This is a genomic window from Gardnerella sp. c10Ua_31, from assembly GCF_055700915.1.
This window is the reverse complement of record NZ_JANUYG010000002.1, coordinates 293,734-307,092: the sequence shown is the minus strand read 5'-3', so window position 1 is coordinate 307,092 and position 13,359 is coordinate 293,734. Positions and strand designations below refer to the sequence as shown.

Genomic DNA, 13,359 nt, shown 5'->3' with positions numbered 1-13,359 from the left:
TTGTTATGAATCAAATTAACGTAGTGATTTCTGGGTTTGGACCATACGAGGATTTAGAAATAAATCCGTCGCACGAAGTGCCACTGGCGCTCGAGCACGCCAAAAATGGCGATTTAGCATCGGATTTTAATCTTCCAGAAGATGTTAGCGTAAAAATTACGTCTGTAATGTTGCCAATCAGTTTTGCAAACGCTTGGCCGCATCTTTTAGAAACGATTAACGCGCAAGACGCGGATATTGTGATTGCAACAGGTGTAAAACACGCGGCTCGTGGAGTGCAACTAGAACGATGTGCTACAAACATAATGGATGCGAATAAGCCAGACGTAGATAACCACACTCCTCAAAGCGTGCAAATCGTTGAAAATGGGCCTGCTGCGTACTGGACTAGGCTGCCGCTAAGAATGATTCTAAACGATTTTGCTCATAGTGGGATTGCGTCTACGCTAAGCTCGGATGCAGGAACATATGTTTGCAATTCGCTGTTTTATAGATTGCTAGATTGGGCGTCGAATAATTCTAAAAAGCGCATAATCGCAGGGTTTGTAAGTTTTCCGCCAGTGGTTGCGTTGCATGATGCACGCCACGGGCTGCCATTAGACGCGCAAATAAAAGCTGGAAAAAGCATAATTTGCGAAGCTGTAAATTACTATATGAAACCTTCGTCTTCGGGAATATTGCTCAAGTAATTCGCGCGACACGCTCGAGTGTTTTAGCAACTAAAGTGATAGCGTTATTGCTGATGGAGTGTGCACGATAAGTAGTAGTCGTGCGGGGGTTTGTGAAAGGAATAAACATGGTGCCAGATCGTTTCCCAACTGCTTTGCGAGGGTACGACAAAGATAAAGTCAACGAAGCCTTTACCAACTATGAGCGCACAATATCGCGTTTGCGTGAACAAGTGCGATCTAGTGACGAATCTATTCTTCAATTGCAAGCACAATTGCAAGAAGAAAAAAATAATGTAAAACGCGCAAAAAGCGGAAATACTTTTGCATCTTTGGGCGCAAATGCGCAACAATTACTTGCTTCGGCAGAGCAAACTAGTGCGCAATTAATTGAGCGTGCAAAGCAAGACGCTGCGTCTATTAAAAAGACGGCTCAAGCTCAGGCAGGAACTTTACTGAATAATGCAAAATTAGACGCGGAACATTTGCTTCAAGAAGCGCAAACTAAGGCAGATACGCTGCTTTCTACGGCAAGCAATAAGGCAAATCAGATGACGAGCGCTGCGAAAGAGGATTCAGAGCGTTTGCGCGAAACAACGAGTAAAGATGTTAATGCACAAAAAGATGCTGCAACGCTAGAAATCAGCAATGCGCGTGAAGAGCACACGAAGCGAATGGCATCCGAAAAATCCGAGCAAGAACGTGCAATTGCACAGCTGAAGGCGGATGCAGCGCAAAAAATCGCGGAACAAAGGTCGGCTGCAAACGCGGAAATCGCACATGCTAAAGCAGAAACGAATGATCAAATTGAATCGGCTTTAGCAGAGGCGAATAAGAAGCTTGCAGATATGCAAGAGCGCGCAACAAAGATGATGGCGGATGCTCAGCGCAAGGCTGGAGAAATCACGGATGCTGCAGCTGCAAAGGCTCAGGAGATTGCGGACGAAGCGCAAGTTGAGCGCACACGTACACTGAGCCAAGTTAGTGCAGAAGTTGAGCAAATTAGAAACGACATTGCAGCTCAACAAGAAGAGGCCACAAAAAAGGTGAACGAGCTTATTTCTGGTCTAAAAGAGCGTGAGCGTGCTGCGCAAGAAGAGGCAGACGCGCTTGTTGCGCGCGCAAAAACTGTGCATCAAGATGCGGATGATTATGCTGCTCAAGCGCATAAGGATGCGGATGCTCAGGCTGCGCAAATCGTTCGCAAAGCTATGCAAGATGCTACGTCTCAGGTGGAAGAGCGCAGGGCGGCAGCTCAAAAGGAGCTTGACGGCATGACGGCGCGCTTAACGCAATTACAGCATAGGGAAGCGCAAATCACGCAGCGCGTTACTGAGCTTAGGTCTTTGTTTGCAAACGCATTCTCGGGATTTGATTTTGGAGATGTTGCTTCTGGACAGGGGCATTCTGGCGATTCTACAGATGTGGATGCTTCGGAGCATAGAGATGCGTATGCTCAAAAGCAGGCTAGAAAAGATGCTCAGGCTCAAGTGGAAGAGGCAATTGCGCAGGAGTCGTGAGCTTCTGGCGTGATTTGCGCTGCGTGATTTGCGCAGAAAAGTCGCGGAAAAGTCGCAAGCAGACGCAAGATTTGCGAAAAAAGCTAAAATAAACTATAAAAAATAAACATAAAACAAGGAAAACAAGAAAGGTTATACAGTGACTGAGATCTGTGAATTAAGTGCCGAAGCTTTGCAAGGTTTGCGTGACGATTTTGACGCAAATCCATTGAATCGTTTGGCAATGAACGGCGTTACGGCTGCAGGAATCGATAAAGTGGCGCGAAACTACGACCGCGCTCGCCTGCTGCAGCGCCGATTCTCAACGGTTGTGGATAATGGCGATGCAAGGCATCAAGATCATTCTGGTCGCTGCTGGCTATTTAGCTCTTTGAATGTTGCGCGATTTGTTGCTAAAAAATCGCTTAAAGTTAAGGATTTTGAGTTCTCGCAGAACTACGCAATGTACTTCGACAAGCTTGAGCGAATCAACTACTTCTTAAATGACGTTGCGGCTCTTGTTCGCTCTGGCGAGCCTTCTGATTCGCGTTTGTTGCAGCATTTGCTCAGTGACGTTATGGGCGACGGCGGCCAGTGGACTATGGCTATGAACGTCTACAAGAAGTATGGTGCTGTTCCTAAGGATTTGTATCCAGAAACAGAGTCTTCTAAAGACACTGGAGATATGAATACTCAGCTTAAAAAGCTCTTGCACACAGCTGTGGCTCATATGTATGCCAATGCTGCAGATATTGACAATATTATTGAGACGACTATGGCTGCGGGTCATAGGATTCTTACAATTCACTTGGGTGAGCCACCAAAGAGCTTCGATTGGGAGTGGACGGACGAGGACGGAAAGTTCCATCGCGATGGCGAAATTACTCCAGTTGAGTTTTGGAAGAAGTACGTTACTGCTGGTTTGGAAGACTACGTTTGCTTGGTGGACGATCCGCGTGCGGAGCATCCAAAGGGCAAGAAGATTGCGATTGAGCACTTGGGCAATGTTGCTGGCGGAGATGCTACTGAATATTTGAACGTGCCAAACCAGTTTATGAAGGATTGCGTGCGTAAGATTCTTGTTGAGCAGGGTATTCCAGTTTGGTTTGGTGCGGATTGCCACCCTATGATGGATCGCGATAATGGCGCGTGGGCTACGGATTTGTTTGAGTACAATCGCGTTTATGGCGTTGATTTTGACTTGAACAAGGAGCAGCGCGTGCGTTTTGCTGATTCTGCTATGAATCATGCTATGGCGTTTGCTGGAGTTGATGTTGCGGATGACGGCACGACTACTCGCCGCTGGCGCGTGGAGAACTCTTGGGGCGCGGATATTGCGGACAAGGGTTACTTTACGATGAGTGACGATTGGTTCACTGAGTACGTGTACGAGGTTGCTGTGCCTAAGGCTCTTTTGCTAGAGGAATATAAGAAAGCACTTGAAGAACCAGCAATTGTTTTGCCAGCGTGGGACCCAATGGGCGCATTAGCCTAGCTTGAAATCATTAGGATTTCAAGCTACTCTAATGCGCCCGAGCTGCTTAGAGCAGAAGCATTGCTTCTGCTGCAGCGAGGACAGTCGCGCGCTTAGACCGCGCGACTGTTGTGGCCTAGGCTAATTTCACTAGGAAATTAGCCTAATCGAGCGCGCCGCGTTCGCTATTTGCAAAAAGCACGGTGTGCTTTTTGCGCGAACGCGGCCTGCTGCGTCTCGATTGACGCAGCAGGTGCCACACCAAGTGTGGTTTAGCCTACTCGAGTGCGCCCGAGCCGCGTGAGTTATTTTCCGCTTTTTGTACCAAATTTGGCCTAATTTGGTACAAAAAGCGGAAGTTTTTCCCGAGTTTGTACGTGTTTTTGGTCAAAAATGGTACAAAGTGCGGAGTTGTTTTCCGGGTTTTGTATGTGTTTTAGGCCAAATTTGGTACAAAAAGCGGAAAGGCGGTTCGTCGCGCCTGCGAGGAGAGAAATACTCAAACCTCGCGCAACATCAAATAGGAGAGTTGCGCTACGCTCTAAGCTCGAAGGTAGGTCGGAGCAACTACATAAACTTGTAGTGCTTTGTAATTGCGTCAAATCTTGCCGCATTGAGCGCAGCTTATTTTATAGGATGGTGACAAATGGAATCTACGCCTGATCAGCGCATTTCAAGCGCAGTCAAGCAAGCTGTTGAAAACGGCATGAATCCGCTTGACTCGTCTAAATTCGAGCGCTGGGAAGACCAGGTTGGCGTAGATCGTATAATCAACCGTCGCGTGTTGGAGTTGGAGCCGCTTCCCACTCCTGCTCAAGTTCTTGGCGAGTTGCCGCTTTCTCCGTATGCGCAAGATATTGTTGCCGAGTCACGCGATGAGATTCGCGAATGCCTTAACGGAGATGACGATCGCTTGCTTGTAATCGTTGGGCCTTGCTCGGTTCACGACCCCGCTGCGGCTCTTGACTACGCGTCTCGTTTGGCTGATTTGCGCGCAAAGCTCGAAGGCGAGCTTTTGATTGTTATGCGTGTTTACTTTGAAAAGCCGCGCACAACAGTTGGCTGGAAGGGATTGATTAACGACCCAGATATTGACGGCACGCACGATATCCACAAGGGTTTGCTTTTGGCGCGTCGCACGCTTCTTGGCGTTTTGGACGCTGGTTTGGCTGCAGCAACCGAGTTTTTGGAGCCGACTAGCCCGCAGTTTATTGCGGATGCGGTTAGCTGGGGGGCGATTGGCGCGCGCAACACGGAATCGCAGATTCATCGCCAGCTTGCTAGCGGTCTTTCTATGCCAGTCGGATTTAAGAACGCTACGGATGGCTCTGTTACAGCCGCCGTCAATGGTTGCCTAGCTGCCAGCCAGCATCACACTTTCTTTGGAATTGACCATCTTGGACGCGCGTGCGCTGTGCAAACGCTTGGAAACCCTGATTGTCATGTTGTTTTGCGCGGCTCTAGCAAGGGTCCAAACTACGATGCGGCTTCTGTTGCGGCGGCCGTTGCGTCGGTTCGTTTGAGGCTCGGCGCGGATTGCGTGGCGTCTAATGGCGTTGTAATCGATTGCTCGCACGGAAATTCTGGCAAAGATGAGAATCGCCAGATTCAAGTTGTGCAAGATATTGCGGATCGATTTGCTCACGGCGAAAAGGGCATTAAAGGCGTTATGATGGAAAGCTTCTTGCAAGGCGGAAACCAAGATCCTGCGCCTTTGAGCGAGCTTGAATACGGAAAGTCTATTACAGATCGATGCATTTCTTGGGAAGATACTGCGCGATTGCTTAACACTCTTGCGCAGTCTGTTTCTTCTCGCCGACTTAAGTCTTGATTTTGCCGATTTTGTTGCTTTAATCGGCGTGTCGAGCTACAAAAAGCGGAAATGAAAGTGTGCAAACATGCTACAGTAAGACTAATAAGACTATAAATAGTCAGCATTTTTGAACAAAGGAGTGCAAAATGTGCGAATCGCCAGCCCCTGAGTACAACAATATTCCCCAAGATAAAGATGGCGTTTTAAGCCGCGCTCTTCCAATTGCGCGATACGCGATTTTTGCGCTTTTGCTTGCTGGCGCATTTCTTCTGGCGTTTGCGTGGTATCGCGGCACTCACAGCAAAGGCTACACTGTTGTTGCCTGTTCTGCACTATGGTTTAGCGTTATTGTTCCGTTTATTACGTTGATTGTGCTTTGCGTTTTTGTGCGCGGATGGCGTCTTATTGTTGGCTCTACGATTTGCGTTTTGCTAATAGCGTCTTTCTTTGGGTTTATTGCGCTTCAAAATCAAATCATGGAGTTTTTGAATGTTCCCGCTACAAATCCTTGGTTTGAATTCACGTGCAGCGCTTCGCTAAAAATTGCAACCGTGTCTTTTGTTATTATGTGTTGTGTAAGCGTATTTTTGATTAGACGCAACGCAACGCGCGAGATTAAATACAACGCGCGAGATTAAATACAGCACATACGATTAAGACTAAAGGATGATTTGACGAATGCCTAAGTTTACAAAAATTGCCATTATTGGCGCTATGGAAGAAGAAGTTGCGCACATTTCCGCTTCTCTTAGCAATGTTAAGCATAATAAGGCAGCCAGCTTAGACGTATCTTGTGGCGTGCTTGAATGCGAAGATGGCGGAAAAATCGAAGTGGCTGCAACGGTTGGCGGAATGGGACTTGTAAATGCCGCTGCAACCGCACAGTATTTAATTGATACGTACAAGCCGCAGGCCGTAATCTTTTCGGGAATTGCGGGAAATCTTAATAAAAATTTGCATACAAATGATGTTGTTCTTGGAAAAACATTAAGATATTTAGACACTGACATGCGCATGATTAATCAGTGGAAGCCGTTTACAAACGAATATCATTCAGACGATTATCTTCTTAAAACTGCAGACAGCGTTTTAACAAAGATGGGCATTAACCACATTTTGGGAACAATCGCATCTGGCGGATATTTTGTAGACACGCCCGAAAAAGTGGCGGAAGTTATTGAGGCGACTCAAGCAGATGCTGTAGAAATGGAAGGCGCTGCGATTCTTCACGTTGCTGCAAGAAACGACGTTCCAGCGCTAGTTGTGCGCGCAATGAGCGACAATGCAGACACAAAATACGAGGAGTTCCACACTTTCGACATATCGGAATACGCGGATACTGCTGCAAAAATGACAGTAAATATTGTTAGGAATTTGTAGAGTTCAACACGCCGATGTGGTCGCCGACGCGCAGCATCGCCAAACAAAAGGCGAGTAGCGCTAAATGCCGCCATTTTTTGAGTGCAATCAGATTTTGGCGGCAAGGTTTTTACCCCACTCTTAAGATTGGCATCGTTAATAGAAGAAAAAAGGTAATAAGAAATAAAAGATGCCAGTTTTAAACATTAGTTTAAATAGTTAAGAGGAAAATTTGCGGTAGGTTATACGAGAAACGCAGATTGACTGGCATAATGGCAATTCTTCTTGAAAGGAAATGAAGAATATGCGTAAAAATGCAGTAAATAATGCAGTAGAAAATCAATCAATAAAGTCTAACACAAAGTGGAATATGCGCGCGATTGCAGCAGGATTGTTAGCGTCCGCAACTTTAGTGAGCTTTGCGGCTTGCGGAGATAATGTTCCTGCAAGTAGTTCGCAATCGTCCACAAATACTAGCGCAAAAATCGTAGGAAACTTCCAAGGTTCGGGTGCGTCTTCCCAGCAGGTTGCTGTAGAAGCGTGGATTGCAGGATTCCAATCCAAAAATCCTGGCGCAAAAATAGCATATAATCCAACTGGCTCGGGTGCAGGAGTTACAACATTTATGACGGGAGCAACAGCTTGGGCTGGATCCGATAAATCGTTAAGCGACGACGAGTTAGAAAAATCAAAGTCGGTTTGCGCTAATGGCACTACGGCTTTCGACGTTCCAGTATACGTTTCTCCAATCGCAGTAATCTTTAATCTAAAAGGCGTTTCGGATGCTGGAAAACACATAAATATGGACGCTTCTACAATCGCAAAAATCTTCGACGGCAAGATTACGCGTTGGAATGACGATGCTATTAAATCGCAAAATCCAAAGCTAAAGCTACCAGATAAGCCGATTACAGTTGTTCACAGGTCCGATAAGTCTGGTACAACGCAGAACTTCTTAAGCTACATAAAAGACGTTGCACCAAGCGATTGGGCCTACGATCTTAGCGAAAATTGGCCAAATAGCGTAGGCCAGGGCGCAAAAGGCACGTCTGGTGTTGTTTCCACAATCCGCATGGCAGACGGAGCAATTGGATACGCGGACTTCTCGCAAGTTGGAAAGCTTGGAACTGTTGCAGTAAAAGTGGGAGATTCTTACAACCAGATTAGCCCAGAAGGTGGCTCTATAACCGTTAACGATTCAAAGGTTGACGAAGATGCTGCAGCAAAATCAAAGCACCGCGTTGTTGTTAAAATAAACCACAAAACAGAAGAAAAAGGTGCTTATCCGATTGTGCTAGTTTCTTACGATATTGTGTGCGGTGCTTACAAAGATGCTGCAACTGCACGATTTGCAAAGTCTTGGCTTAGCTACGTTACTAGCAAAGATGGCCAGGCTGCGGCTAAAGATGCTGCTGGAACTGCGCCTTTGCCAGAAAAGCTTATGGGAAGGATTAACAAGTCGATTCAGTCGATAGGCAAGTAAAAATAGCATTTTGCAAAGATTTTAGAGTAGTTAATATAGTAGTCAATATATTGCTGCTGATAGCATTTATATAATGACTACAAAAGGAGCATGAGTGAGTTCTAAACAAAGAACTGAAATCAGTAAAGATGCGCACAAAAGTGGCCATTTTGCAGGTGGTTTTGCAGGTGGTTTTGCAGACCGCTTGTTCAAAAGCGTAGCTCTTGCTTGCGGATTGCTGATTTTAATGGTGCTTACAGCTGTTGCATTGTTCCTGCTGTTTCAAGCGTGGCCTATTATAGGCGCAAACAAAAACCAAGTAAGTCAAGTATTTTTGGACTTTACGGGTGGCAAAGCGCACGATTTTCTAGGCTACGTAGCGCCAATGGTTTTTGGAACTGTTCTTATGTCTGCGCTCGCTCTGCTCCTTGCTTTCTTTGTTTCGATTGGAATCGCGCTGTTTATAAGCCACTATGCTCCGCCAAAAATGGTGCCGCTTTTAAGTGGTGTAGTCGACTTGCTTGCTGCGATTCCGTCCGTAATCTACGGTCTTTGGGGTGGATTGGTGCTAGTGCCATCCATATACCCGTTCTGGAAGTTTATCTCTCACATCTTTGGCTGGATTCCGCTTTTTGCAGGCCCTGCTGCAAGCCCTTCGCGTAGTGCTGCAACCGTTAGCATTGTTCTGGCAGTTATGATTTTGCCGATTATAACTTCTATGGCGCGAGACATTTTCCAGCAAGCTCCGCGATTGCAACAAGAAGGTGCGCTCGCGCTTGGTGCAACAAAGTGGGAGATGATAAAGCTAGCGGTTTTGCCGTTTGCAAAGTCGGGAATTGTTTCCGCATCTATGCTTGGTCTTGGTCGCGCTTTGGGCGAAACAATGGCAGTTCTTATGATTTTGTCTCCAGGATTCACCTTTAAATTCAACATTTTGCAAGCTTCGCAAAACCAAACAATTGCAGCAAATATAGCAGCGCAATACCCAGAAGCAAACGGATTGGGTGTTAGTGCGCTTATTGCTACAGGCTTGGTGCTGTTTGTTATTTCATTCGCTGTAAACCTTATTGCTCGCAAAATCACGGGAAAGGCGAGTGTATGATGCAAAATTCGCAATCGTTACAAGCTGGCTCTGCTGGAGTTGACCATACTGTTGGCGCAAGCAGCGAATCTCCAAAAATCGACTTTAACAAGTTCCGCCCAACGCGCTCTAGAATCGCAAGTCGTAAGCGAAAAGACTTGTTTATGCGCGTGCTAATCTTTTTGTCTTTTGTAGTTGCGCTAATTCCGCTTCTTTCTTTGCTTTTAACTACTATTGTAAACGGCATTAAGCGGCTAAACCTTGACTTTTTAACACATAATATGACTTATGTTGTTGGCGGCGCTGCTACTGGCACTGGCGGCTATGGCGGTATTTTGCACGCCATTATTGGAACGTTGGAGATTACGCTTGGCGCAATGGCAATTTCGATTCCGATTGGAATTATGTGCTCCGTGTATTTGATTGAGTACGCGCGAGGCAGCCGCCTTGCTAGGGTGATTAATCTTGTTGTAGACGTTATGAGCGGAATCCCTTCGATTGTGGCTGGCTTGTTTGCGTTTTCTAGCTTTACGATTTTTGTAGGCCCTGGAACAATCAACGGTTTTGAAGGGTCGGTTGCGCTTTCGCTGCTTATGCTGCCAACTGTTGTTAAGTCGTGTCAAGAAATGTTAAAAATTGTGCCAAACGATTTAAGAGAAGCGGCGCTTGCTCTAGGTGTTACAAAGCAGCGAATGATTACAAAAATTGTGTTGCGAACCGCGTTGCCTGGCATTGTTTCTGGCTGTATTCTTGCGGTTGCGCGCGTGGTTGGCGAGACGGCTCCTCTTTTAATGGCAGCTGGGTTTATTGCATCCACGAATTTCAATCTTTTTGACGGGCAAATGACTACTTTGCCAGTGTACGTTTACCAGGAATATTCCAAGCTTTCGGCGAATTGCCCAGCTAACGCGCCATCTTCGTGCGTTACTACGATTCCGATGGAGCGTGCGTGGGCGGCGGCGCTTGCTTTGATTGTGGTTGTTTTGCTGCTGAATATTATTGGGCGAGTTGTAGCGCGCGTGTTCTCAGTAAAGGCGAAATAAAGCGAAGTGAATCAAGGTAAATCAAAGTAAAGCAAAGTAAGACGAAGGATTTTAGAAAGTGAGGCGCAAATGGGTCAGCGCATTGATGTTAAGCATTTGAACATTTACTATGGTGATTTTCTAGCAGTAGAAGACGTTAACATAAGCATTGAGCCAAACAAGGTTACGGCTTTTATTGGGCCTTCGGGATGCGGAAAATCAACGGTTTTGCGCACTCTAGACCGCATGCACGAGATTACTCCAGGCGCTCGCGTAGAAGGTCAGGTGTTGCTTGAAGGCCGCGATTTGTATGGCAAAGATGTGGATCCTGTGGCCGTTCGCCGAGATGTTGGAATGGTGTTCCAGCGCCCAAATCCTTTCCCAACAATGTCTATTCGAGAAAACGTTCTTGCAGGAGTTCGCTTAAACAATCGCCATATTTCAAAGCAAGACGCCGACGACCTAGTTGAGTGGGCTTTGCGTGGCGCGAATTTGTGGAACGAGGTTAAAGATAGACTCGATAAGCCAGGAATCGGGCTTTCTGGCGGCCAGCAGCAACGACTTTGTATTGCGCGAGCCGTGGCTGTGCATCCGCAAGTGCTTCTTATGGACGAGCCTTGCTCCGCTCTTGACCCTATTTCTACGCTTGCTGTGGAAGATTTGATTAACGAGCTTAAGCGTGATTACACGATTGTGATTGTAACGCACAATATGCAGCAGGCAGCGCGCGTGGCCGACTACACCGCGTTCTTTAACCTTAAGGCGGTTGGAAAACCAGGACATCTTGAGTATTTTGCAGATACAACCACTATGTTCAACAATCCGCGCAATGCAGAGGCGGAACGCTACATTTCTGGCAGATTTGGGTGATTTTTGCATTTGTGTTTTGCGTTTGTGTGATTCCTTGCACACTTGCATTGCATGATTCTTTGCATGATTTTCTTTGGTCAGCACGTGCGCGTAAGGTCGAACCTGTTCGGTTGTTCAAAGTTCTATGAGTCGTTTCTAATTCTCGCTAGCTTTCTAGAGTGTTTGTTCGGCTTGTGCTTTGCGCGCCGAGCGAGTCGCAGTAACCTCTGCGTGAATGCCCAAATGTAATTGCGTCCGCGATTGCTCAAGTGCTCTCGCCACGCTTTTTATGGTCTTTTGCGCTGTAAAACCAAGGAACAGAGAGTTTATGGAAAAGTTCTTCCATCTCAAAGAAAACGGCACGAATGTATCAACGGAGATCACTGCAGGTCTCACTACATTCTTTGCAATGTCGTACATTATTGTTGTAAACCCAATGATTTTAAGCCAAACTGGCATGCCTAAGGGTGGCGTTTTCCTCGCTACAATCATCGCAGCAATTATTGGCACGCTTGTTATGGGCTTGTTTGCTAACGTGCCTTACGCTCAAGCTGCTGGCATGGGTCTTAACGCATTCTTCACATACACAGTGTGCTTTGGCTTGCATTTTACGTGGCAAGAAGCCATGTGTATGGTGTTCTTGTGCGGTTTAATTAACATTATTATTACCGTTACCAAGATTCGTAAGATGATTATTCGTGCTATCCCAACTTCGTTGCAACACGCGATTGGTGGTGGCATTGGTTTATTCGTTGCATACGTTGGCATTATGAGCGTTGGCTTAATCACCTTTACTTCTAAAGATCCTGCAGCCGCCGCTAAGAGCAAGCCAACCGCTGCTATTCCAGGCCTTGCTGTTATTAATAATCCTATTTTGTGGCTATTCCTTATTGGACTTGTTTTGGCTATTGTTCTTACCGTTCTTAAGGTTCGCGCAAGCTTGCTTATTACGATTATTGCAACCTCTTTGATTGGTATTCCGCTTGGCTTAACTTCGCTAAATAATGCCGTTTCTGTTACGGATGCTTTTGCCCAGCTTCCAACCACCTTTGGTGCTATTTTTGGCCCGCAAGGTTTCCCTGCTCTCTTCTCTAATCCAGCACGCATTCCGCTTGTTTTGGTAACTATTTTCGCCTTCTCTATGTCGGATACTTTCGACACTTTGGGAACGTTTATTGGTACAGGCCGCAGAACTGGCATTTTCTCGGAGGCAGATGAGAAGGCTTTGGAAAACGGCTCTGGCTTTAGCTCCAAGATGGATCGCGCGCTGTTTGCTGATTCGATTGCAACTTCGGTTGGCGCAATTTGCGGTACTTCCAACACAACTACTTACGTTGAGTCTGCTGCTGGTATTGGTGCTGGTGGCCGCACTGGTTTGACTTCTGTAGTTGTTTCCGTGTGCTTTGCGCTTTCGATTGTTCTTGCGCCATTTGCTAGCGCTGTTCCTGCAGCTGCTACGGCTGGCGTGCTTGTAGTTGTAGGCTGCATGATGGCAAGCTCGCTGAAGGAGATTGCTTGGGACGATATTTCCGAAGCAATTCCTGCGTTCTTCGCTGCCGTGTTTATGGCGTTCTCTTACTCGATTTCTTACGGCATTGCCGCTGGATTCATCATGTACTGCTTAGTTATGACTTGCAAGAAGCGTGCTAAAGACGTTCATCCAATGCTTTGGATTGTTTCGCTTTTGTTCATTCTTGACTTTGTTGCTAACGCAGTTTTGTAAATCTGTTAGTTAGATATTAGTTAAGTTAGATATTAGTTAGATATTAATTTAATTAATTATTTTAAGAGCGTATTTGATGCGTACGGTTGCTTGCGATTTTTCCGCGTTAGTTTGGGATAAGTCGCCAGCAACCGCGCGTGTTGAGTACGCTCTTAAATGATCTTAAATAAAAATAAATTATAAAGTTTGCGAAAAAATATTGACATTGTCGCGTGTGGATATTAAACTGGCCCAACGTAAACCACAGACCGTTGGTGGAGTCGCAAGATTCCTGAAAATGATGTGTCATGCCAGCACAGGTTGAGCAGTGATTGTTGCAATTGACTTGCGATTTTTCACAAACTTTTTAACACTATGTGTTTTTTGGATGCTCTGCCGTGCGCAGGGCTTTTTTGATATGTTATTTCCA

At 46.2% G+C, this 13,359-nt stretch carries 11 protein-coding genes; all 11 read left to right on the top strand.

Features of this window, described 5'->3' with window-relative positions:
* Nucleotides 1–5 precede the first annotated feature (5 nt).
* The 11 genes from NYP55_RS03805 to NYP55_RS03755 all read left to right on the top strand — a co-directional run bounded on the left by NYP55_RS03805 (nt 6) and on the right by NYP55_RS03755 (nt 12,950).
* Nucleotides 6–689 carry a pyroglutamyl-peptidase I gene (locus NYP55_RS03805; protein WP_016636472.1) on the top strand — a complete coding sequence of 228 codons (684 nt, stop codon included), beginning with the start codon at nt 6–8 and terminating at the stop codon, nt 687–689.
* Between the two features lie 107 nt (nt 690–796).
* Complete coding sequence (locus NYP55_RS03800) at nt 797–2,188, top strand: coiled-coil domain-containing protein (protein WP_472781587.1); 1,392 nt, start codon at nt 797–799, stop codon at nt 2,186–2,188.
* 139 nt (nt 2,189–2,327) lie between these two features.
* A complete protein-coding gene (locus NYP55_RS03795; RefSeq protein ID WP_415697422.1) occupies nt 2,328–3,662 on the top strand; it encodes a C1 family peptidase in 1,335 nt (444 codons plus the stop codon).
* A gap of 625 nt (nt 3,663–4,287) precedes the next feature.
* Complete coding sequence (locus NYP55_RS03790; protein WP_248901391.1) at nt 4,288–5,472, top strand: 3-deoxy-7-phosphoheptulonate synthase; 1,185 nt, start codon at nt 4,288–4,290, stop codon at nt 5,470–5,472.
* Nucleotides 5,473–5,600: 128 nt separating this feature from the next.
* A complete protein-coding gene (locus NYP55_RS03785; protein ID WP_116689339.1) occupies nt 5,601–6,092 on the top strand; it encodes a hypothetical protein in 492 nt (163 codons plus the stop codon).
* Between the two features lie 40 nt (nt 6,093–6,132).
* The gene (gene mtnN, locus NYP55_RS03780; protein WP_248901390.1) at nt 6,133–6,834 is read left to right on the top strand and encodes a 5'-methylthioadenosine/S-adenosylhomocysteine nucleosidase; all 702 of its coding nucleotides are present in this window, start codon (nt 6,133–6,135) and stop codon (nt 6,832–6,834) included.
* 283 nt (nt 6,835–7,117) lie between these two features.
* Nucleotides 7,118–8,296 (top strand): phosphate ABC transporter substrate-binding protein PstS, encoded by a 1,179-nt coding sequence (gene pstS / locus NYP55_RS03775; protein ID WP_248901536.1) that lies wholly within the window; start codon nt 7,118–7,120, stop codon nt 8,294–8,296.
* A gap of 94 nt (nt 8,297–8,390) precedes the next feature.
* A complete protein-coding gene (gene pstC, locus NYP55_RS03770; protein ID WP_248901389.1) occupies nt 8,391–9,377 on the top strand; it encodes a phosphate ABC transporter permease subunit PstC in 987 nt (328 codons plus the stop codon).
* On the top strand, nt 9,374–10,399 hold the full coding sequence (gene pstA / locus NYP55_RS03765) for a phosphate ABC transporter permease PstA (RefSeq protein WP_174191234.1): 1,026 nt from the start codon (nt 9,374–9,376) through the stop codon (nt 10,397–10,399). Before pstC ends, pstA begins: the two co-directional genes overlap by 4 nt.
* Nucleotides 10,400–10,468: 69 nt before the next feature.
* Nucleotides 10,469–11,248 carry a phosphate ABC transporter ATP-binding protein PstB gene (pstB, locus tag NYP55_RS03760; RefSeq protein WP_004131665.1) on the top strand — a complete coding sequence of 260 codons (780 nt, stop codon included), beginning with the start codon at nt 10,469–10,471 and terminating at the stop codon, nt 11,246–11,248.
* A gap of 307 nt (nt 11,249–11,555) precedes the next feature.
* Nucleotides 11,556–12,950 carry an NCS2 family permease gene (locus NYP55_RS03755; RefSeq protein ID WP_032816763.1) on the top strand — a complete coding sequence of 465 codons (1,395 nt, stop codon included), beginning with the start codon at nt 11,556–11,558 and terminating at the stop codon, nt 12,948–12,950.
* Nucleotides 12,951–13,359 lie beyond the last annotated feature (409 nt).